Origin of the sequence: Caballeronia sp. LZ024 (genome assembly GCF_031451455.1) — a bacterium.
Taxonomy (GTDB): domain Bacteria; phylum Pseudomonadota; class Gammaproteobacteria; order Burkholderiales; family Burkholderiaceae; genus Caballeronia; species Caballeronia telluris.
This window is the reverse complement of sequence record NZ_JARUXL010000001.1, coordinates 33,464-55,662: the sequence shown is the minus strand read 5'-3', so window position 1 is coordinate 55,662 and position 22,199 is coordinate 33,464. Positions and strand designations below refer to the sequence as shown.

The 22,199-nt window shown below is 65.2% G+C and carries 19 protein-coding genes and 1 tRNA gene; 4 read left to right on the top strand and 16 right to left on the bottom strand.

The genetic code is table 11. The annotated features are described in order from the left end of the window. The first annotated feature begins 7 nt into the window (after positions 1-7). On the top strand, positions 8-1,156 hold the full coding sequence (gene rodA / locus QCE48_RS00235) for a rod shape-determining protein RodA (RefSeq protein ID WP_309786781.1): 1,149 nt from the start codon (positions 8-10) through the stop codon (positions 1,154-1,156). An 82-nt stretch (positions 1,157-1,238) separates the two neighbouring features. On the opposite strand, the gene QCE48_RS00230 is transcribed toward rodA, so the two are convergent. From QCE48_RS00230 to def, 14 genes are all read right to left on the bottom strand, one after another. Further along, positions 1,239-1,916 carry a tetratricopeptide repeat protein gene (locus QCE48_RS00230; RefSeq protein WP_309786783.1) on the bottom strand — a complete coding sequence of 226 codons (678 nt, stop codon included), beginning with the start codon at positions 1,914-1,916 and terminating at the stop codon, positions 1,239-1,241. Beyond that, a complete protein-coding gene (locus QCE48_RS00225) occupies positions 1,913-2,695 on the bottom strand; it encodes an aldolase/citrate lyase family protein (protein ID WP_309786784.1) in 783 nt (260 codons plus the stop codon). Before QCE48_RS00225 ends, QCE48_RS00230 begins: the two co-directional genes overlap by 4 nt. Positions 2,696-2,834: 139 nt before the next feature. Then, the gene (queD, locus tag QCE48_RS00220) at positions 2,835-3,281 is read right to left on the bottom strand and encodes a 6-carboxytetrahydropterin synthase QueD (RefSeq protein ID WP_309786785.1); all 447 of its coding nucleotides are present in this window, start codon (positions 3,279-3,281) and stop codon (positions 2,835-2,837) included. A 20-nt stretch (positions 3,282-3,301) separates the two neighbouring features. Next, positions 3,302-3,934, bottom strand: a complete 633-nt coding sequence (gene queE, locus QCE48_RS00215; RefSeq protein WP_309786786.1) for a 7-carboxy-7-deazaguanine synthase — start codon at positions 3,932-3,934, stop codon at positions 3,302-3,304. Positions 3,935-3,959: 25 nt separating this feature from the next. Beyond that, a complete protein-coding gene (gene queC / locus QCE48_RS00210) occupies positions 3,960-4,694 on the bottom strand; it encodes a 7-cyano-7-deazaguanine synthase QueC (protein ID WP_309786787.1) in 735 nt (244 codons plus the stop codon). 359 nt (positions 4,695-5,053) lie between these two features. Beyond that, positions 5,054-5,129 (bottom strand) — tRNA-Phe (locus QCE48_RS00205). Positions 5,130-5,210: 81 nt separating this feature from the next. Continuing rightward, complete coding sequence (gene esaR, locus QCE48_RS00200; RefSeq protein WP_309786788.1) at positions 5,211-5,927, bottom strand: response regulator transcription factor EsaR; 717 nt, start codon at positions 5,925-5,927, stop codon at positions 5,211-5,213. Further along, entirely contained in the window at positions 5,928-8,318 is a 2,391-nt protein-coding gene (locus QCE48_RS00195) for a PAS domain-containing sensor histidine kinase (protein ID WP_309786789.1), read from the bottom strand. It abuts the gene before it with no gap. Between the two features lie 22 nt (positions 8,319-8,340). After that, the gene (locus QCE48_RS00190; RefSeq protein WP_309786790.1) at positions 8,341-8,937 is read right to left on the bottom strand and encodes a DUF4390 domain-containing protein; all 597 of its coding nucleotides are present in this window, start codon (positions 8,935-8,937) and stop codon (positions 8,341-8,343) included. Next, complete coding sequence (gene rsmB, locus QCE48_RS00185; RefSeq protein WP_309786791.1) at positions 8,934-10,424, bottom strand: 16S rRNA (cytosine(967)-C(5))-methyltransferase RsmB; 1,491 nt, start codon at positions 10,422-10,424, stop codon at positions 8,934-8,936. The genes QCE48_RS00190 and rsmB overlap by 4 nt, the downstream gene beginning before the upstream one ends. A 155-nt stretch (positions 10,425-10,579) precedes the next feature. Next, a complete protein-coding gene (gene htpX / locus QCE48_RS00180) occupies positions 10,580-11,434 on the bottom strand; it encodes a zinc metalloprotease HtpX (RefSeq protein ID WP_309786792.1) in 855 nt (284 codons plus the stop codon). A gap of 117 nt (positions 11,435-11,551) precedes the next feature. Beyond that, positions 11,552-12,196, bottom strand: a complete 645-nt coding sequence (locus QCE48_RS00175; RefSeq protein WP_309794050.1) for a LysE family translocator — start codon at positions 12,194-12,196, stop codon at positions 11,552-11,554. Between the two features lie 60 nt (positions 12,197-12,256). Further along, positions 12,257-13,243 (bottom strand): methionyl-tRNA formyltransferase, encoded by a 987-nt coding sequence (gene fmt, locus QCE48_RS00170; RefSeq protein ID WP_309786793.1) that lies wholly within the window; start codon positions 13,241-13,243, stop codon positions 12,257-12,259. Positions 13,244-13,286: 43 nt separating this feature from the next. After that, a complete protein-coding gene (gene def, locus QCE48_RS00165; protein ID WP_116561280.1) occupies positions 13,287-13,790 on the bottom strand; it encodes a peptide deformylase in 504 nt (167 codons plus the stop codon). A 200-nt stretch (positions 13,791-13,990) separates the two neighbouring features. Here def and dprA point away from each other — a divergent pair, with 200 nt between their 5' ends. The 3 genes from dprA (at position 13,991) to QCE48_RS00150 (ending at position 18,585) form a co-directional block, all read left to right on the top strand. Continuing rightward, positions 13,991-15,244: a DNA-processing protein DprA gene (gene dprA / locus QCE48_RS00160; RefSeq protein WP_309786794.1), complete on the top strand. Its 1,254-nt coding sequence runs from the start codon at positions 13,991-13,993 to the stop codon at positions 15,242-15,244. 107 nt (positions 15,245-15,351) lie between these two features. Then, positions 15,352-15,729 carry a thioredoxin family protein gene (locus QCE48_RS00155; RefSeq protein ID WP_309786795.1) on the top strand — a complete coding sequence of 126 codons (378 nt, stop codon included), beginning with the start codon at positions 15,352-15,354 and terminating at the stop codon, positions 15,727-15,729. A gap of 204 nt (positions 15,730-15,933) precedes the next feature. After that, positions 15,934-18,585, top strand: a complete 2,652-nt coding sequence (locus QCE48_RS00150) for a DNA topoisomerase III (protein WP_309786796.1) — start codon at positions 15,934-15,936, stop codon at positions 18,583-18,585. 87 nt (positions 18,586-18,672) lie between these two features. Here the strand turns inward: QCE48_RS00150 and QCE48_RS00145 are convergent, their stop codons facing one another. Both QCE48_RS00145 and QCE48_RS00140 read right to left on the bottom strand, forming a co-directional pair. Beyond that, on the bottom strand, positions 18,673-19,785 hold the full coding sequence (locus QCE48_RS00145; RefSeq protein ID WP_309786797.1) for a LysR family transcriptional regulator: 1,113 nt from the start codon (positions 19,783-19,785) through the stop codon (positions 18,673-18,675). 325 nt (positions 19,786-20,110) lie between these two features. Beyond that, positions 20,111-21,976 (bottom strand): phosphoenolpyruvate carboxykinase (GTP), encoded by a 1,866-nt coding sequence (locus QCE48_RS00140; RefSeq protein ID WP_309786798.1) that lies wholly within the window; start codon positions 21,974-21,976, stop codon positions 20,111-20,113. Positions 21,977-22,199: the final 223 nt, after the last annotated feature.

Below are 22,199 nucleotides of genomic sequence, written 5' to 3'. Positions count from 1 at the left end.
GAACAGGATGCAATTCGACAAGCGCGCCTGGATCGACCGGGCAAAACGCATGTTCGCGGGCTTCGACCGCCCGCTCGCGCTGATCGTGTTTCTGCTGCTGTGCGTCGGCATCGTCACGCTGTACAGCGCGAGTCTCGACATGCCCGGCCGCGTCGAAGACCAGCTGCGCAACATCATGCTGACCTTCGGCCTCATGTGGATCCTCGCGAACATTCCGCCGCCGACGCTCATGCGCTTCGCCGTGCCGCTCTACACGTTCGGCGTCGCGCTCTTGATCGCGGTCGCGACCTTCGGGCTCACGCGCAAGGGCGCCAAGCGCTGGCTGAACGTCGGCGTGGTGATCCAGCCGTCCGAGATCATGAAGATCGCGATGCCGCTGATGCTCGCGTGGTACTACCAGCGGCGCGAAGGCCAGATCCGCTGGTGGGATTACATCGTCGGCTTTCTGATCCTGATGGTGCCCGTCGGCCTGATCGCGAAGCAGCCCGATCTCGGCACCGCGGTGCTCGTGTTCGCAGCCGGCTTCTTCGTCATCTACTTCGCGGGACTGAGTTTCAAGCTGCTCGTGCCGGTGCTGGCGGCGGGTGTCGTCGTGGTGGCGTGCGTCGCCGTGTTCCAGAACCGCATCTGCCAGCCCGAAGTGAACTGGCCGCTGATGCACGATTATCAAAAGCACCGCATCTGCACGCTGCTCGATCCGACTTCCGATCCGCTCGGCAAGGGCTTTCACACGATCCAGGCGGTCATCGCGATCGGTTCCGGCGGCACGCTCGGCAAAGGCTGGCTGAAGGGCACGCAGGCGCACCTGGAGTTCATCCCCGAGAAACATACCGACTTCATCTTCGCGGTCTTCTCGGAGGAATTCGGCCTTGCCGGCGGCCTCGTCCTGCTCTTTCTCTATATGGCGCTGATCGCGCGCGGGCTTTACATCGCCGCGAACGGCTCGACGATGTTCGGACGGCTGCTCGCGGGATCGCTGACGCTCGCGTTCTTCACCTACGCGTTCGTCAATATCGGGATGGTGAGCGGCATTCTGCCGGTGGTCGGCGTTCCGTTGCCGTTCATGAGTTACGGCGGCACGGCGCTGACGACGCTCGGCGTCGCGGTCGGTCTCATCATGAGCGTCGCGCGGCAGAAGCGATTGATGCAGAGTTAGGCGCGGTTCTTTCTTCGATCAGGCAGCAAAAAAGGCCGTTCCGGATCATTCCGGAACGGCCTTTTCGTTTGTCCGCGACGCTTTACTGCGGCTTGCTGCGCTCCAGTTCGGCGCTGAGTTGCTGATATTTGAGCTTCGCGGCGGGATCGCCCTGAGCAGCGGCCGCCGCATAGTACGCGCGCGCGACGTTGAGGTTCCGCTCGACGCCATCGCCGCCGCGCTCGTAAAACGATCCGGCCACGTACTGCGCGGTCATGTCGCCGCCTTGCGCCGCTTTCTTGTACCAGTTGAACGCCTGCGAGTTGTCGCGCGCGGTGCCGCGTCCGTCGAGAAATTGGTTCGCGAGCGCAAGTTCCGCCTGCACGTGCCCCTGGTTCGCCGCGCGCAGGAACCAGCGATGCGCCTCCGCCGGGTCCTTCTCGACGAACTCGCCGTCGTCATACATCTTGCCGTAGACGTATTGCGCGTGCGTCATGTTGGCATCGGCGGCGCGGCGCAGCCACACCTTGCCTTCGTCGATGTCGGCGGGACCGCCTTCGCCGTTGAGCAGCATCATCGCGTAGTTGAATTCCGCGAGACGACTGCCCTTTTGCGCCGCGCGCCGGAACTCGGAACGCGCCGCGATCAAATTGCCGGCGTTGTAATTCGCGACCGCGTTCTGCGTCGCGACATCCTCTGATTTCAATTGCGTCTGCGCGTGCGCCGGGCCGCTCAACGCCAGCACCAGCGCGACCGCACTGCCCCACTTGAACGTGTTCATGTCCGAGCCTCCTGCAACGCCTGACGCGTCGCTTTCAACAGCCACATCCCGTCGGATGCCAGCGAGATCACCTTGATGCCCGCCTGCGCATACTGGCGCGCGCTCGCGACGTCGAGCGCGAAGATGCCGCTCGCGATGCCCGCGCGCTGCGCCGCCGCGACGACGCGTTCGATCGCTGCCTGCACGTCGGGATGCTTCGCGTCGCCGAGATGGCCGAGACTCGCCGCGAGATCGGCCGGTCCGATGAACAGGCAGTCGATGCCGGGCGTCGCGGCGATCGCGTCGACGGCGTCCAGCGCCGCAGCGGATTCGATCTGCACGATGGTCGCGATCTGCGCGTTGGCGCTCGTCATGTAGTCGCGGCGCATGCCGTAGGCCGCCGCGCGCACGGCGCCCGCCGCACCGCGTAGACCGTCGCGCGCGTCGGCGGTCGGATAGTGCGTGAGGCGCACGATGCGCGCCGCCTCGTCGGCGGACTCGACGTTCGGAAACATCAGCGTGCGCGCGCCCGCGTCGAGCACGCGCTTGACGAGCCAGCCCTCGGCGGCCGGCACACGCACGACCGGCTCGCTCGGCAGATGCGCGGCGGCGATCGCGCGCAACTGATCGACGACATCGCGGCTGTCGTTCGCCGAATGCTCCATGTCGATACACAGCCAGTCGAAGCCGGCGTGCGCGAGCGCTTCGGCGGCGTCGGCGCTGCCGAGCGACAGCCACAAGCCGAACAGGGTGCCCGACTCGGCGAAGCGCTGCTTGAGGGGATTGGTGAAGGTGCTCAACGCGCGGCTCCGTGGTGGAGCGCGGCGGGTGGCAGAAAGGACGACGGCATGGGTCTCGCTCCGTTTTCGCGCCGCCCGGTCAGAAGCGGCTTATCGGGCGATCATACCGTGACAAAAACGGCGGCGCCGCAGCGCCCGTTCAGGCGCGTTCGACGTCGGCCCAGCAGTTCGGCGTTTCGTAGAGACGCACGCGCTTGAGTTTCAGATTGACGCCGTAATGCGCATCGTAGACCTCGGCGAGAATGCCGAACGCCACCGCCGCCATGTTCTCGACGGTCGGAATGCGGTCGAGCACAACGGTCTTGTGGCCCGCCATCGAATCGAGGAATTCGCGCACTTTCGCGTCGCCTTCGTAGACGAGAAACGCGTGGTCCCACTTGTTCACGAGATGCTCCATCGCGAGCGATTTCACGTCGGCGAAATCCATCACCATGCCGCGATCCGGCGCGCCTTCCGTGTCGACGAGATCGCCTTGCAGCGTGATCTCCAGCACGTAACGATGCCCGTGCAGGTTGCGGCACTGGCTGCGGTGATCGGGGATGCGGTGGCCCGCGTCGAATTCGAGTTTTCGGGTAATCGTCTGCACGTCGGCTCAATCTTCTTGAATCAGGGAATGTTCAGGTACTTGTGGGTCTGCATCGACAGGCGCCACTTCGGATGTCGCTTGCACCAGTCGATCGCGAGCTTCGTGTTGATGTCGCGCGACGGACCGTCCATCGGCTGCACGAGGAAATACTCGAAGTCGAGCTTCGCGTAGTCGGCGAGACGCTGGTTGTCTTGCGGCACGACCACTTTCAGCTCGTTGCCTTTCGTCACGACGAGCGGCGCGTCGGCCTTCGGACTCACGCAAATCCAGTCGATCGTGTCGAGCACCGGCAGCGAACCGTTCGTCTCGATCGCGATTTCGAAACCGGCTTCGTGCAGCGCATCGACGAACGGCTGATCGATTTGCAGCATCGGCTCGCCGCCCGTACACACGACGAACTTGTGCGCCTCGCCTGCCGGCCACTGCGACGCGATCATCGCGACGAGATCGGCCGGCGTGCGGTACTTGCCGCCGTTCTCCCCGTCGGTGCCGACGAAGTCGGTGTCGCAGAACTGGCAGACGGCCCCGGCGCGGTCTTCCTCGCGGCCGGACCACAGATTGCAGCCGGCGAAGCGGCAGAACACGGCCGGGCGCCCGGCGTTCGCGCCCTCGCCCTGCAACGTGTAGAAGATTTCCTTTACCGCGTACGTCATGACTGCTCTGTCGTTCCCAAAAAAATCAGACCGGTTCGGTCGTCACCTGCTCGCCCGCGCGATACGCCTCGAAGCCGCGCTTGCGCAGCTTGCACGCCGGACACTGGCCGCAGCCGAAGCCCCATTCGTGCAACTCGGCGCGCTCGCCGACATAGCACGTGTGCGTCTCGACGCGCACCAGTTCGACGAGTTTCTCGCCGCCTAGCGTTTCGGCGAGGCGCCACGTATCGGCCTTGTCGAGCCACATCAGCGGCGTTTCCAGCGCGTAGCGCGTTTCCATGCCGAGATTCAGCGCGACTTGCAGCGCCTTCATCGTGTCGTCGCGGCAGTCGGGGTAGCCCGAGAAATCCGTCTCGCACATACCGCCGACGAGCACCTTCAATCCCCGCCGATACGCCACCGCCGCCGCGATCGTCATGAACATCAGATTGCGGCCCGGCACGAAGGTGTTCGGCAAGCCATTGGCCGTCGCTTCGATTTCGATTTCGCGCGTCATCGCGGTTTCGCTGATCGCGCCGAGCACCGACAGGTCGATCATGTGATCGTCGCCGAGCCGGTCCGCCCAGTGCGGAAATTCGCGCGTCACCGCCGCGCGAAAACCGTCGCGGCATTCCAGTTCCACGCGATGCCGCTGGCCGTAGTCGAAGCCGAGGGTCTCGACCGTCTTGTAGCGTTCGAGTGCCCAGGCAAGGCACGTAGCCGAGTCCTGGCCGCCGGAAAACAGCACGAGCGCGCTGTCCTTAGCGTCTGTCCGAGTCACCGTGAAACTCCGTGAATGTGGCTGATAGGGCGCGCGATGCCGCGGTGTACGACCCGCCTTCGCGCGGCCGGCGAAGACCGGCCAATTCAGTATAGAGGGCCTCGATTCGCCGGAGCGCACGCGGGGCTTATACCGTGCTTATCGTCGACACTCATTCGCAAACCGGGTCCGCGACGCGCTCGACACCTCGAAAACGACAAAGGACTTGCCGGCCGAATGCTGCAAGTCCTTGAGCGGACACGAATTTTAGCACGCGGGACGGAAGCTTCGCCGGGCGCGCCAACTGCGACGGGACGCGTTGAAGGAGAACCATAGAAAAGGCCCGGAAACCTTGCGATTTCCGGGCCTTCTTGCAACTGTGGTGGCCTGGGACGGAATCGAACCATCGACACGCGGATTTTCAATCCGCTGCTCTACCAACTGAGCTACCGGGCCAACGAAGAGCAAAAGTATATCAAAGGGGTTTCACTGCCTCAAGCCCTTTTGTGCAATTTTCTTAAAACGATGATCCGACGCTCACGCCTCGCTCTTGTTCTTGCCGAGATCGACGCCGAGCTGCTTGAGCTTACGATACAAGTGCGTGCGTTCCAAGCCGGTTTTCTCCGCGACGCGCGTCATGCTGCCGTTCTCGCGCGCGAGGTGATATTCGAAGTACGCACGCTCGAACGCGTCGCGTGCGTCGCGCAGCGGGATGTCAAACGAAATCGATGCCGTCTGGCCCATCTGCGCTTGCGGCGCGCCCGCCGCGCCCGCATCGCCCGTCGCACCCAGCGCGGACGCGCTCGGCAATGCCGCTGCCGCCGGCACGCTCGACAGCCCTGCGGGCGCGAGCGGCTTCGCCGTCGTGGACAGGATGGGCGCCGCCGCCGTTCCATGCGCGAGCCCCTGCTCCACCGCCTTCAGCAGCTTTTGCAGCGCGATCGGCTTCTCGAGGAAATTGAGCGCGCCGATCTTCGTCGCTTCGACGGCCGTGTCGATGGTCGCGTGGCCGGACATCATGATGACCGGCATCGTCAGCTTGCCCTGCGCGGCCCATTCCTTGAGCAGGGTCACGCCGTCGGTGTCGGGCATCCAGATGTCGAGCAGGACGAGATCGGGCGCCATCCGCAGACGGTAGTCGCGCGCATGCTGCGCGTTCTCAGCCGTCTCCACGACATGCCCCTCGTCGCTCAGGATTTCCGAGAGCAATTCCCGGATACCCATTTCGTCGTCTACCACCAGGATGGTTGCCATTTACGCTGCCCTTGTCTGCACTGTTGCTTTTGTCGTTCCGTGGCCTGGCGCCGCGCTCGCTGCCGGCGGCGTCGCGCCCGGCTGAGCGGCGTCGTCCGCGAGTTGGAGAAACAGGATCGATATCTGCGCACCTTCGATCACCTCGGCCGCCTTCAGCCGATTGCGAATGTCGATGCGCGCGCCGTGCTCGTCGACGATCTTCTTCACCGTTGCAAGCCCCAGGCCCGTGCCCTTCGCCTTCGTCGTGACGTAAGGTTCGAACGCGCGCGAAAGGATGCGCGCGGAGAAGCCCGGACCGTTGTCCGATACCGTCAGCCGCACCGCAACCCGCGCGTGGCCCGACGGGTCGGGGTCGCCATATTCTACTGTCCTCGTTTCGAGCAGCACGCGCGGCTCCGCAACATCCGCCACCGCGTCCTGCGCATTTTGCAGGAGGTTGTGGATCACCTGGCGAAGCTGCGTGGCGTCGCCGCGGATCACCGGCAGCTTGGCGAGATCGATCGCGATCGGGCTCTTGCCCTCTTCGATGCCATAGAGCGTCAGCACTTCCGCGACGAGATCGTTCAGTTGCAGATTGCCGAGCACCGCGGGCGGCGTGCGCGCGTATTCGCGGAAATCGTCGACCATCTGCTTCATCGCCTGCACCTGATTCACGATGGTCGTGGCGCCGCGCTTCAACACGTCGGCGTCGTGCGGCGCGAGCTTGTCGGCGAGTTTCATCTGCAGGCGCTCGGCGGAGAGCTGAATGGGCGTGAGCGGATTCTTGATCTCGTGCGCGAGCCGCCGCGCGACTTCGCCCCACGCAACCGAACGCTGCGCCGAGATCACGTCGGAGATGTCGTCGAACACGACGACGTAACCGGCCGTCTCGGCGTCTTCGGTGTCGCTTTCGGTCGCGCTCAGCAACTGCGTGCCGCGCACGAGCAAGGTGAGCGGATCGTTTTCGCCCGGCACCGTCACCGCGATCTGCTGTTGCCAGTGTCCGCGATCGCCGATCGGCTTGCCGCTGCCGCGAGACGCCGCGTCGCGTTCGGCGAACGCCTTGCGCACCATCGCGCCGAACTCCGCGAGCACGTCGATCTGTTCGAACGGCTGATTCAGCGACGCGTTGAACGGCTGCCGGAAAATGCGCTCGGCGCCGCGATTGGCGGTGGTCAGCCGGAACTGGCGGTCGAACACGAAGACGCCCGCCGTCAGGTTCGCGAGAATGCTTTCGAGATACGCCTTCGAATGTTCGAGCGCCACGCGATTCGCCTCCACAGCCGCGCGCGCTTCGGACAACTGCCGTGTCATCGCGTTGAACGACTGCGTGAGAAAGCCGAGTTCGTCGCGCGACTTCACTTCGCGCTTGGGCGTGTAGTCGCCCTCGGCGACTTCCTTCGTGCCTTGCGCGAGCAAAAAGAGCGGCCGCGCGAGCTGATTGCCGAGCGCGAGCGCGAGCATCATCGCGATGAAGGTGGCGAGGAAGAGCGCCAGCGTCAGCGTGCCGATGTACATCTTGCGCAGGCCGGTGCGCCCGAGCCGCTTCTCCTGATATTCGCGGTACGCGCGCTGCACGGCGTCGGCGTTGCGCGCGAGCGCCTGGCTTACCGGCTGTTCGATTTGCAGGAAACGCTCGGCGGGCTGCAGTTCCGTCGTGGTCGAATCGGGGATCTTCACGATCACGCGCAGCCGCAGCGCGCCCTTCGGCCCCGTCACGCCCGGCTCGCCGTCGACTTCGCCTTCGATCGCGCCATACGGACGGTCGCGCGACTGCGCGATCATCAGCGGCGTCGGCAGGTTGTCCGGCACGAGTGCAGAGAAGTTGCTCGACGCCTGAGCGACCACGCGCACATCGGGCGCGGTGCCGCCGCCGCGCATCGGCTCGACGATGGTCGCATCCTGCACGTTGAACTGGTCGCGCAGGCGCAGGAGCGCGAGCGTGAGGCTCGTGGGATCGGCGCTCGAAAGCTGGTCGCTCATCAACCGGCCCTTGTTCTGCAGGTCGGAGAGCGACGCGTCGAGCATGCCGCGCCCGAGATTCAGGCCCGAGGTCAGCGCGGTCTCGACGTTGACGTCGAACCACGATTCGATGCTGCGCGAGACGAACTGATACGACACGACGTAGATGATGCCGCCCGGCACGACGCCGACGAGCGCGAAGATGAACGCGAGCTTCGCGAGCAGCCGTGTGCCGAACTTGCCCTGCCGCACCCGCGACACGATGATCAGCACGAGCCCCGCGACGATCGCGAGGAAGGTGAGCGCCACGGCCACGTTCGCCGCGTAGAGCCACGAGTAGTAGCGGTCGAAGAACTCGGTGTTGGCACTGGCGAGCGCGAGCATCACGAGCAGCAGCACTGCCGTGATGGCGACCGTCGAGACCAGCAGGCGAACGACAAAGCTCTTCATGTTCGTGCGACGCCGGCGGAGTTTATTTAGCACGCTCAGCCGCCGTAAAGGTAAAACGCTTCCAGTCGGAGGCGAGGCTCCAGTCGCGGTTGTTGACCGCGTCGATCTGGAAGGGTTTGGGCATCAGCGCGATGTCGAGCTGCATGCGCACCGATGCGTTATAGGTCTCGCCCGGCCTCACCTGATTGCGGTCGATCACGTGCCACGACGTCACGTGCTTGATCACGTCGAGCGCTTCATTGAGCGAGGTGAAGCCGAGCTGCAAGCCGCCCGTCGATACGCGGTACTCGCGCGTCAGCGGCTGAAACGACAGCCGAATGCTCTGCGACACGTTCACCGGCTCTTCGTCGAACCAGTACCAGCGCGGGCGCGACAGGTTGAAGTCGGTTGTGAAGTAGACCGGCACGCCCTTGTTGACGGCGTCTTCGAGACTGCTGTTGAGATCGAAGTCGAAGCGCGCGTCGATGCTCCACCCGCTGCCGTCCGCCTGCAGCGAGGCCCGCTGCACGGCGATCGTGTCGGCGAATGCGGGGTCGGCCGCGGCGAGGCTCAACAGCAGCGCCAGCACGGTCCAGACCACGGCCACAAGCCGAAGCGGAAAAAAGCGTTTGATCGTCACCGTTTCTGAAAGCGCGCGTAGAAGAATCCGTCGTGGTCCGCGATGGGTTCCGCGTCCTGGTTCGAGAGGGAGCGGGTACGATGCGCCTCGCCCTGACCGGCTTCCGCGTCACGCGCACCGTCCGCTGAATCCTGCGAAGGAACGGCGCCCGCGCGGGCGCTGGCCGGCCGGGCAGTCGGTAATATCTGGCCCGGCGCGCCCAATCGTACCGCATCTTCGTGCACGGCTCCAAACCAGCGGGCCTGCTCCTCGCCCTCCTCGGGGAAGATCGAACACGTCACGTAGAGCAGTTCGCCGCCCTTCGCGACGAGCGGCCACAGCGCCGACACGATGCGCCGCTGCTCTTCGACGAGCGCCGCGATGTCGGACGGCCGGCGCAGCCAGCGGATGTCCGGATGACGCCGCACGATGCCCGATGCCGAGCACGGCACGTCGGCGAGGATGCGATCGAACGGATCGCCGTCGGACCATGCCGACGGGTCGCCCGCGTCGCCGACGCGAATTTCCGCATCCAGCTTCAGGCGCCCGAGATTCTGTTTGATGCGGCTCGCGCGCTGCGCATCGCTTTCGAGCGCGATCAGTTCGACGTCGGCCAGCTCCAGAATGTGGCCCGTCTTGCCGCCGGGCGCGGCGCACGCGTCGAGCACGCGCATGCCGTTTTTCGCGCCGAGCAGTTGCGCGGCGAGTTGCGCGCCCGCGTCCTGCACGGAGACGACGCCGTCGTCGAAGCCCGGAATCCGGTCGACCGGCATCGGCGTTTGCAGGCGAACCGCGTGTTCGCCGGCAGCGTCCGCTTCGATGTTCGCGGCCTTGAGCGTCTCGAGATAGTCGGCGACCGTGGTCCGGCGCGTGTTCACGCGCAGCGTGAGCGGACCCTGACGGTTGCCCGCATCGAGGATGCTCTCCCACGCGTCGGGCTGGCCGCGCTTCACGGCGTCGATCCACCACGACGGGTAGTTCCAGCGCGCGACGGGCTCCTGCCGCGCCGCGTCGAGCAGGCTGTCGCGTTCGCGCAGGAAGTTGCGCAGCACGGCGTTGACGAGCCCCTTCGCGAACGCAAACTCGCGGCGCGCGGCAATCGCGTTCACGGCCTGATCGACGACGGTGAACGGCGCGTAGGCGGCGTGCGCTTCATCGTCGACGAGCAGGGCGAACGCGCACGCGAGCACGTTCGCGACGTGCGGCGGCGGCGCCTTGCGCACGAGCTTGTGCAGGAGCGCATCGGCGAGGGCAAGACGGCGCATCGTGCGATACGCGATGTCCTGCGTCGCCCCGCGCGCCGCCGACTGGCCGGCAGCAAGCACGGTCTGCAGCGCCGCGGGCAAGGCCGCGCCGGCGCGCACCGCGCCGACCGCTTGCGCGGCGCCGTCGAGCGCGAACGCGAGCGAATCGGGTGCGAGGTGCAGCGTGCTGAGACGTGCGTCGGACGGCGCTCGCGCCTGATCGGCCGGGGCGGGAGCGGGTCGTCGGGAAGGCTTGTCGGTCATGTGGGAGCCAGGACGTCGAGCGGCGACATGCCGGCTCGCACAAACGAGGCATTGTAACTGGTGGGAAAGGCGGGGCAGAAAGGCCAGGACGCCACGCGGCGGCGCCATGCAAAAGGGCCGCTTCTCAGCGGCCCTTCCGTGCACTCACGTCGCGATCACATCCTGCCGGTGCGCGCCATTTCCATCAGTCTTGCGACGCGCTCTTCGGTGGCCGGGTGGGTCGAGAACAGATTCGCGATCCCGCCACCGGACAGCGGATTCATGATCATCATCTGCGCGGTGGCCGGATGCGCCTCCGCCGTCGGGAACCGGACGCCCGTCGCATACGCGTGAATCTTTTCCAGCGCGCTCGCGAGCGCCTGCGGATCGCCCGAAATCTGCGCGCCGCCACGGTCGGCTTCGAACTCGCGCGCCCGCGAGATCGCCATCTGGATCAACGCGCCCGCGATCGGCGCGAGAATCGCCACCGCGATGCTCGCGATGAAATTCGTCGGACGGCCTTCCTCGTCGCGCCCGCCGAAGAACATCGCGAAGTTCGCGAGCGCGGAGATCGCACCGGCCATCGTCGCCGAGACCGTCGAAATCAGGATGTCGCGATGCTTCACGTGGGCGAGTTCGTGCGCCATCACGCCGCGCAATTCACGCTCGGACAGCACCCGCAGAATGCCGGTCGTGGCCGCGACGGCCGCGTGCTCCGGGTTGCGGCCGGTCGCGAACGCGTTCGGCGCGTCCTCGTTGATCAGATAGACGCGCGGCATCGGCAGTTCGGCCCGCGCCGCGAGGTCGCGCACCATGCGATAGAACTGCGGCGCGCTGGCTTCGTCGACTTCCTGCGCGTTGTACATGCGCAGGACCATCTTGTCCGAGAACCAGTAGGAAAAGAAATTCATGCCGAGAGCGACGATGAGCGCGAGCATCATCCCCTTCGACCCGCCGATCATCCCGCCGATGACGACAAAAAGGGCCGTGATCGCTGCCATCAGCATCGCGGTTTTGACCCAATTGAACATGTCTGAACTCCTCACCCTTATTCAAATGCGCGTTTCGCGCGAATGGACCGAAGCACGATTGCCCGGCGCCACGATTGTAAGCAAAACGTTAGATAGGGGCATCGTTCGATAATTCAATTACCTGTGCGAAGTCGCGAGCTTGATTCCCAGTCCGACGAATGCGCTGCCGACGCCGCGATCGAGCCAGCGCTTCACGCCGGGCTTGCCGGAGAAGCGCTGCGTGACGCTGCCCGCGATCCACGCGACGAAACTGTTCCAGACCGTGCTCATCAGGATGAAGACGAGGCCGAGCGCGAGGAACGCGAGGACCTTGTGCGGGCTATCGGCGGCGACGAATTGCGGGAAGAACGACACGAAAAAGAGCACGACTTTCGGATTCAGCACGTTCGTGACGAATCCCTGCGCGAAAAGCTGCCGCAGCGATTTGGGTGCGGTCTTGAGCTTCTGCGTGGCGCCTGCTTCGCTCGCGGCTTCCGGCTTGGCGAAAATCAGGCGCACGCCGAGATAAATCAGATAGATCGCGCCGGCGAACTTGACGACGGTAAACGCAGTGGCCGATGCGGCGAGAAGCGCGGTCAGGCCGAACGCGCAAGCGAGCGTATGGACGATGCAGCCGGCCGAAATGCCAAGCGCCGACACGATGCCCGCCCCGCGCCCCTGCGCGACGCTACGGCCGACGATGTAAGCGGTGTCGGGTCCGGGCGTGACGTTCAGCAGGAAAACCGCGACGAGAAAGAGCGAAAAACTGGTAATGCCGAGCATCTTGGGGCTCCGGAAAGCGTGTGATTCGAACCTTCGATTCTAGCCCCAGCGACCCCGGCATTACGCATCGGCGGGAGCCGGTGCGAACCGCTGGCCGCGCGCAAGCGGGAAACCCGCGAGGAACTCGCGCACCGGCAGGCGCTTGCCGCCCGGCTTCTGAAGCTGGGTAAGCCGCAGCGCGCCCTCGCCGCACGCCACGACGACGCCTTGCGCCGACACATCGAGAATCGCGCCGGGCGCCTGGCTCGCCGGCATCTCCAGCGTCTCGGCGGCCCACAACTTGACCGCGGCGCCGTCGAGCGTGCCGAACGCGCCGGGGAACGGGTCGAACGCGCGGATCTGGCGCGCGAGCGCATCGGCGGGACGGCGCCAGTCGAGCGCGGCTTCATGTTTGGCGATCTTCGCGGCGTAGGTGGCGCCTTCGTCCGGCTGCGGCGTGGCGGGAAGCTGGCCCTCGCGCTCCAGATCGCGCAGCGCCTGGACGACGAGATCCGCGCCGAGTTGCGCGAGACGGTCGTGCAGCGTTCCGGTCGTGTCGTTCGGAAGAATGACGGTGCGCGCCTCGCGGATCATCGCGCCGGTGTCGAGCCCGGCGTCCATCTGCATCAGCGTGATGCCGGTTTCCGCGTCGCCGGCTTCGATCGCGCGGTGGATCGGCGCGGCGCCGCGCCAGCGCGGCAGGAGCGACGCGTGAATGTTGATCGAACCGTGCGGCGCGATGTCGAGCACTTCCTGCGGCAGGATCAGCCCGTAAGCGGCGACCACCATCACGTCGTGCGGCGTGGCGCGCAGCAGGTCGATTGCCGCCGATGCTTCCTCTGGGTACTTGCCGTTTCGACGCAGCGACGTCGGCTGCGCGACTTGCAGCCCCTGCTCCACCGCATATCGCTTCACCGGACTGGCGGTCAGCTTCATGCCGCGCCCGGCGGGCCGGTCGGGCTGGGTGAGCACGAGCGGCACGGCGAATCCCGCTGCATGGATTGCCGCGAGCGCGGCGGCGGCAAACTCCGGGGTTCCGGCAAAAACGACACGCAGCGATTGGGTCATCGATCAGGCAGCCTGCTTATTCGGTGAAACGATTAAAAAAGCGTCACAGCGCCTTTTCGAGCTTCTTCATCTTGCCGCGAATGCGCGTCTGCTTGAGCTGCGACAGGTATTCGACGAACACATGCCCTTCCAGGTGATCCATTTCGTGCTGGATACAGACGGCGAGCAGCCCGTCGCAGTCGATCTCGAACGATTCGCCCTTTGCATTGAGCGCCTTCACGCGCACTTTCTCCGGACGCTCGACGAAGTCATAGATGCCGGGCACCGACAGGCAACCCTCTTCCCAGTCCTTCTTCACGTCGCTCGACCAGACGATCTCCGGGTTGATGAAGACCTGGAGATCGTCGTGCGCGTCGGAGACGTCGATCACGATCACGCGTTCGTGCACATCGACCTGCGTGGCCGCGAGGCCGACGCCGGGGGCGGCGTACATCGTCTCGGCCATGTCGGCGACGAGCTTGCGAATGCGCTCGTCCACGACGGCGACGGGCTTCGCCACCTTGTTGAGCCGTTTGTCGGGGTAGTTGAGTATCTTGAGCAGAGCCATGTTTCGAAGTATCGGCGCGCAGCGCGGCGCGCGGAAGTCGGCCATTCGGCCAGGTTGCGGGCGGGTGCCAGGGTGCGGAAGATAGGCGGCTGAATCTCGCCGGTTTCAACGCAGCCAACTGACGGCTGCGCCGCGCATCGGACATGTGAGCGCGGCCGCGCGGCGACCCTTTATGTGTTTCGGAATATGAAAATCTTAACATGACGACCGCTGCCCTGCTGACCGCGCGAGCCGCGCCGGAACTGGCTCCCGCCCCTCCCGACGACCTTCCGGCGTGGCTGCGGCTCGCTCACGCGCGGGGTCTGCGTCCCCCTGCGTTGCGCGCGTTGCTCGGCGCGTTCGGCGGCCCGCAGGCTGTGCTCGCGCAGTCGTTCGCCGATCTGGCGCGCGTCGCCGGCGACGATGCGGCGAGGGCCGCGCTCGCGCCGCCGCCGGATTGGCGCGCAGGTTTCGACGAGCGCGTGGAGCGCACCGTCGAGTGGATGTCGCAGGCGAACAATCACGTCGTGACGCTCGCCGACGCCGCGTATCCGCAGGCGCTGCTCACGATGCCCGATCCGCCGCCGCTTCTATATGTAAAGGGGCGGCTGAACATGTTGCAGGCGCGCGCGGTCGCGATCGTCGGCAGCCGGAGCGCCACGCCGCAAGGCATCGAGGACGCGCGGCGTTTCGCCCGCGCGCTGTCGGACGCCGGGATTGCGGTGGTGTCGGGGCTCGCGCTCGGAATCGACGCTGCCGCGCATCGCGGCGCGCTTGAGGGCGCCGCGAGCACACTTGCCGTGATCGGCACGGGCGCTGATCTGGTCTATCCATCGCAGCATCACGCGCTCGCGCACGACATCGCGGAACGTGGCGCCATCGTCTCCGAATGGCCGCTCGGCACGCCCGCGCGGTCGGAGAACTTTCCGCAGCGTAACCGGCTGATCGCGGGCCTCGTGCGCGGCGTGCTGATCGTTGAGGCGGCAATGCGCTCCGGCTCGCTCATCACGGCGCGGCTCGCCAACGAAATGGGGCGCGACGTGTTCGCGATACCCGGATCGATCCACGCGCCGCTCTCGCGCGGCTGTCACCGGATGATCAAGCAAGGCGCGAAGCTCGTCGAAACGCCGGAGGAGGTGCAGGAGGAGTTCGGGATCGCGCCGGTCGCGCCGGCGGCGACAGCGGCCCGGAAGCGCTCGGGCGCCGCGGCGAACAACGTTCGCCCACGCCGCGCCGACACCCCGCCGCCCGCCACCGCGTCCTGGGCCTCTGCCCGCGCCGCGTCGCCGAAACCCACGCCCGACGAGGATCGCGTGCTCGCCGCACTCGGTCACTCGCCGGCAACGCTTGAAATCCTCGCTTCTCGCACCGACCTGACAGGCTCGGCGCTGCAAGGCCTGCTGCTGCGGCTCGAACTGGCCGGCCATATCGAAACGCTGCCGGGAGGACGCTTCACGCGCATCGAGCGCTCCTGAGGCTGGCTCATGCTACATTCGCCAAAATACCGGCCAGAAACCGCCTCGCCGGCCCGGGCTGCAAAAAGAATCGCCCGGCGAACCACCCAGGATCATCAAGGACCACCATGCCCGCGCTGAATCTCGACACCGACGCCGAGCAGATCGCCGAACGTATCGCCGATCCGGATACGCTCTTCGTCGCCTGCCTGTGCGCAGACTGGTGCGGGACGTGCCGCGACTATCGCGAGGGCTTCGACCGGCTCGCCGACGCTCACCCGGAAATCTGCTTCGCCTGGATCGACATCGAGAACCAGGCGGACCGTTTCGACGATCTCGACGTCGAGAATTTCCCGACGATCCTGATCGAGGACGCCGTCACGACGCGCTTTTTCGGCACCGTGCTGCCGCAGGTGTCGATCGTCGAGCGCATGCTGGTCGATCTGACCGCGCTGCCGGGTGTCGTGGGCGCGCCGAAACTGCGTCCCGCGCTCGTGGAAGCCTAGCATCCAGGCGCCGGAAGCGGTCTTCCGCCGCGCTCGCGCCGCTGCCTGAAAGCGGCGGGCACGCCGATCCCGCAACGTCCGGGCGCACCCTTTCACGCGCCGCTTTTATATGACACGGGTCTCGCGTTGCCCGAACCGTGTGCTATAAAGCGGCGTTAACGGGTCCAAAACCGGACCCATGCCAGTCCCCAACCGAATCGAGTCATGTCCAAAGCCCTGATCATCGCCGAGAAGCCTTCTGTCGCGAACGACATCGCGCGCGCGCTGGGCGGCTTCACCAAGCATGACGACTACTACGAAAGCGACGACTACGTGCTGTCGTCGGCTGTCGGCCACCTGCTGGAAATCGCGGCGCCCGAGGAATACGACGTCAAGCGCGGCAAGTGGAGTTTCGCCAATCTGCCCGTCATTCCGCCGCATTTCGATCTGAATCCGATCGCGAAGAGCGAATCGCGCCTGAAGGTGCTCACGAAGCTGCTCAAGCGCAAGGACATCGACCGCCTCATCAACGCCTGCGACGCGGGGCGCGAGGGCGAGCTGATCTTCCGCCTGATCGCACAGCACGCGAAGGCGAAGCAGCCGGTCCAGCGCCTCTGGCTCCAGTCGATGACCGCCGGCTCGATCCGCGAAGGTTTCGCCCATCTGCGCAGCGACGCCGACATGCAGCCGCTCGCCGACGCCGCGCGCTGCCGCTCGGAAGCGGACTGGCTCGTCGGCATCAACGGCACGCGCGCGATGACCGCGTTCAACAGCAAGGGCGGCGGGTTCTTTCTGACGACTGTCGGCCGGGTTCAGACGCCAACGTTGTCGATCGTCGTCGAACGCGAGGAGAAAATCCGTCGCTTCGTGCCGCGCGATTATTGGGAAGTGCGCGCCGAATTCATCGCCGCGAAGGGTCTGTACGAAGGCCGCTGGTTCGATCCGAAGTTCAAGCGCGTCGAGGGCGATCCCGAGCAGCGCGATTCGCGGCTCTGGAGTCTCGCGGCAGCGGAATCGGTCGTCGCGGCCTGCCGCGGCAAGACCGGCACGGTGACGGAAGAATCGAAGCCGTCGACGCAAATGTCGCCGATGCTCTTCGACTTGACGAGCCTCCAGCGCGAAGCCAACGGCCGCTTCGGTTTTTCGGCGAAGAACACGCTCGGTCTCGCGCAGGCGCTGTATGAAAAGCACAAGGTGCTGACTTATCCGCGTACCGACGCGCGCGCGCTGCCCGAGGACTACATCGCGACGGTGAAGGACACGCTCTCGATGTTGAAGGAGAGCAACAACTATCTGCCGCACGCGAAGCAGGTGCTCGACAAGGGCTGGGTGAAGCCGAACAAGCGCATCTTCGACAACTCGAAGATCAGCGATCACTTCGCCATCATCCCGACGTTGCAGGCGCCCAAAGCGCTGTCGGAGCCTGAGCAGAAGCTTTACGACCTCGTCGTGAAGCGCTTTCTCGCCGTGTTCTTCCCGCCGGCCGAATATCTCGTGACGACGCGCATCACCGAAGTCGCCGGTCATCATTTCAAGACCGAGGGCAAGGTGCTGGTCGAGCCGGGCTGGCTGCAGGTCTACGGCAAGGAAGTCTCCGGCGACGACGCCAATCTCGTGCCGGTGCAGAAGGACGAAAAGGTCGATGTCGAGAAAGTCGCGGCGCACGGTCTCGTGACCAAGCCGCCCGCGCGCTACAACGAAGCGTCGCTGCTCTCGGCGATGGAAGGCGCGGGCAAGCTCGTCGAAGACGAAGAATTGCGCGAGGCGATGGCCGCGAAGGGTCTCGGCACGCCGGCGACGCGCGCGGCGATCATCGAAGGGCTGCTCGGCGAGAAGTACATGGTGCGCGAAGGGCGCGAGCTGATTCCGACCGCGAAGGCGTTCCAGTTGATGACGCTTTTGCGCGGCCTGGGCGTCGAAGAACTGACGGCGCCCGAACTGACCGGCGAGTGGGAGCACAAGCTCTCGCAGATGGAGCGCGGCAACCTGCATCGCGATGCGTTCATGCAGGAAATCGCCCGCATGACGCAGACCATCGTCAAGCGCGCGAAGGAGTACGACTCCGACACGATCCCCGGCGATTACGCGACGCTCGAAACGCCGTGTCCGAATTGCGGCGGTCAGGTGAAGGAGAACTATCGCCGCTTTGCCTGCACGAAATGCGAGTTCTCGATTTCGAAGATTCCCGGCGGACGCCAGTTCGAAATTCCGGAAGTCGAGGAATTGCTGAAGGAAAAGACGATCGGGCCGCTGTCGGGATTCCGCAGCAAGATGGGCCGCCCGTTTTCGGCGATCCTGAAGCTATCCTTCGACGACGAGATCAAGAACTTCAAGCTCGAATTCGACTTCGGCCAGGACACCGGCGGCGAAGACGGCGAACCGCCCGATTTTTCGGAGCAGACGCCGGTCGGCCATTGTCCGAAGTGCCAGTCGCGCGTGTACGAGCACGGGATGAGCTACGTCTGCGAAAATTTCGTGTCGAATCCGAAAACGTGCGATTTCCGCTCCGGCAAGGTGATCTTGCAGCAGGAAATCGCGCGAGATCAGATGTCGAAGCTGCTCGAAGAAGGCCGCACCGACCTGCTGACGAACTTCAAGTCGTCGCGGACCGGGCGCAACTTCAAGGCGTTCCTCGTGAAGCAGCCGGACGGCAAGATCGGCTTCGAATTCGAGAAGAAGGAGCCGAAACCCGGCGCGAAGACGGCGGTCAAGCGCGGCGCGGCGGCAGCGCCCGCCGAAGGCGCCGAGGATGAAGGCGATGGCGATGTCGCGGTAGCCGCGACGAAAACCGCCAAGGCGCCCGCCAAGACCGCGGCGAAAAAGGCGCCGGCCAAGAAGGCGGCTGCGAAAAAGACGACTGCGCGCAAGACCGGCTGATTCCGCTGGTCCTATGCCAAATAAAACGGCCCGCGAAGCGATACGCGGGCCGTTTGTCATTCCAGCTTCAGTTGAAGCGCGCTCGGATCAATAAGGCGAGTGCGCCGGCATCCGCGCCCGCGAACGCGTCGGTTTGCCAAGCTTCGAACCGAGTTCTCGATCGACCGGACGCGCGACGGTCGTCGTCGCATGGCGTTCGTCCGCGCCATCGTGCGCATACGCCGCGTGCGGCGCGGATTCCTCGTCGAGCGCCGATGCGCCCGGCTTGGCGAACCCGTCCTTCGCCCACTGCTCGCCCAGTTGATGATTCGGCGTCTGGCTGAAATGCTCGACCAGATGGTCGATGAACGTGCGCACTTTCGCCGGCAGATGACGGCGGCTCGGATACGCGACGTTGATTTCGACCTGCGGCAGCCGATAGTCCGACAGCAGCCTGACGAAGCGCCCGCTCGTCGTATCGTTGCCGATCAGATAGCTCGGCAGGATCGCGATGCCCATGCCGAGCAGCGCAAACTGCCGCAGCATTTCCGTATTGTTCGCGACGATCACGTTCGACGGCCGCACGCGCACTTCGCCTTCCGGACCGGTGAACACACGCTCGTCGCCCCAGTATTCCGACGGCAGGCTGAGGCACGGATGCGCCAGCAACTCCTCGGGGCGCGTCGGCGTGCCGTGCGTCGCCAGATACTCAGGCGTCGCGCAGACGGTCATGCAACCGGTCGTCAGGCGCCGCGTGACGACGCTCGCGCTTCTCACCTGGCGCGCGATCACGATGCCGACATCGAAACCCTCTTCGACGAGATCGACTTGCCGGTCGACGAGCGTCACGTCCGGGACGACCTTCGGATACCGCTGCGCATAGGTCTGCAGGACCGGCGCGAGATTGTGCAGCCCGAACACGACTGGCGCGACGATGCGCAGCGAGCCGACCGGTTCGTGATTGCGCGCGACCACCATCTGCTCGACGTCATCGAGTTCGTCGAGGATCTGCCGCGCGCGCTCCAGATACACCTGGCCCGATTCGGTGAGCGACAGGCTGCGCGTCGTGCGATTGAGCAGGCGCGTGCCGAGCCGCCCTTCGAGATCCGCGATATGGCGCGTCGCCACCGCGTTCGAAATATCCATCGAGCTGGCTGCGCGGGCGAAACTGCCCAGGTCCGCAACACGGACAAACACCTTCATCGACTGCAAATGATCCATGGGACAACTCCTGCCGCAAATACGGCTTTCCTAATTCTTTGTGCAACGCAATTGCGAATTATCCTAGGACTCGCGAAATCGTGCAGAAGTTGCCGATTACTAGTCTTTTTTCGGCGAAAGCTTGCGGGTTTGCGCCCTAAAAACGTGAGAAATCGCAGGTCGTTGCGTAATAGGCAACATTTGCGTGGGGTTTATGTAAGCACTGAGGAAAGGGAAAAGCTGGCCGCGCCAATTTTGGCGGGATAGGACGCCCCAATGCCGGCTTCGGGATGCGAAGCCGGTATTGGGGATTGATTCAGCCAATCACGCTAATCAGCGCGAAAGGTCAGGCGGTAAGCCGCTTTTCGATGCCCGCCTTCGCTTGCGGCAATTGCTCGGGCAGGCCCTGCTGAAGCTTCGTGAAGAGTTCGTCGTGGAGGGCGAGTTCCTCGCGCCACGCGGTATCGTTGACGGAAATCACCTGCTCGAACTGCTCCCGGGTGAACGGCAGGCCGCCCCAGTCAATGTCCTCGTAGCGCGGCGAGATGCCGAACGCGTGTTCGTCGCCGGCTGCCGTGCCTTCGATCCGGCCCACCATCCAGTTCAGCACGCGCATGTTCTCGCCGAAACCGGGCCACACGAACTTGCCGTCGTCGCCTTTGCGGAACCAGTTGACGCAGAAGAACTTCGGCGCCTTCGCGTTCATCGCGTCGAGCCGTTCGCCCATCTTGAGCCAGTGGCCGAAATAGTCGCTCATGTTGTAGCCGCAGAACGGCAGCATCGCGAACGGGTCGCGGCGCACGACGCCCTGCTGGCCCGCCGCAGCCGCCGTCGTTTCCGATCCCATCGTCGCGGCCATGTAGACGCCTTCCTTCCAGTCGCGCGCCTCGGTCACGAGCGGCACGGTGTTCGAGCGCCGTCCGCCGAAGATGAACGCGTCGATCGGCACGCCGGCCGGGTTTTCCCAGTCCGGATCGATCGACGGACACTGCGACGCCGGCGCCGTGAAGCGCGCATTCGGGTGCGCCGCCTTCGCGCCGGTTTCCTTCGCGATTTCCGGGGTCCAGTCGCGGCCCTGCCAGTCGATCAAGTGCGCGGGCGGCGTGTCGGTCATGCCTTCCCACCAGACGTCGCCGTCGTCGGTCAACGCCACGTTCGTGAAGATCACGTTTTCCTTCAGCGTCGCCATTGCGTTGAAGTTGGTCTTCTCGCTCGTGCCCGGCGCGACGCCGAAATAGCCCGCTTCCGGGTTGATCGCGTAGAGACGGCCGTCGCGGCCGGGCTTGATCCAGGCGATGTCGTCGCCGATCGTCGTCACCTTCCAGCCGTTCATGTCCGACGGCGGAATCAGCATCGCGAAGTTGGTCTTGCCGCACGCCGACGGAAACGCCGCCGCGACGTGATACTTGCGCCCTTCTGGCGAGCTCACGCCGAGAATCAGCATGTGCTCGGCGAGCCAGCCTTCGTCGCGGCCCATCGTCGAGGCGATGCGCAGCGCGAAACATTTCTTGCCGAGCAGCGCGTTGCCGCCGTAGCCCGAACCGAAGCTCCAGATTTCACGCGATTCCGGGAAATGGACGATGTACTTGGTGTCGTTGCACGGCCACGGCACGTCCTTCTTGCCCTCGACGAGCGGCGCGCCGACCGAATGCACGCACGGCACGAATGCGCCGTCGGTGCCGAGCACGTCGTACACCGCGCGGCCCATGCGCGTCATGATGCGCATGTTCGTCACGACATACGGGCTGTCCGACAGCTCCACGCCGATATGCGCGATCGGCGAGCCGAGCGGGCCCATCGAGAACGGCACGACGTACATCGTGCGGCCGCGCATCGAGCCGTCGAAGAGGCCGTCGAGCGTCGTGCGCATTTCCTGCGGGTCGATCCAGTTGTTGGTCGGTCCAGCGTCTTCCGGACGTTCGGAGCAGATGAAGGTGCGATCCTCGACGCGGGCGACGTCGGATGCATCGGAACAGGCAAGGAAGGAGTTGGGACGTTTGGCGGGGTTGAGCTTTTTGAGCGTGCCGGCGGAAACCATCTGTTCGCATAGACGGTCGTATTCCGCCTGACTGCCGTCACACCAGACGACGCGCTCGGGCTTGGTCAGCGCGGCGACGCGCTGCACCCAGTCGATGAGTTTTCGGTGCCTGACATACGCCGGCGCATCGATTTCGGCGGCGTTGTTCTGTTCGACTACTGCGGGCTGATTCATCGAGCTGTCTCCGTTCCTAAGGGCTATAAAACGGTAGGCGCTCATCGGACGCTGCCTGGCGAGAGGCGCATTCTGCACGGCGGCGGCGTTCGGGCTGCGACATTTTCGCGGTCGTCTTCACGCGAAAGCCGGTTGCCGCCACTGCGCAAATGGGCACATATAGGCACGACGCGACGAGCCGAAAACAGTTTGTCGGCCGCGGCCGTCTGGAATCGCGGCTTGC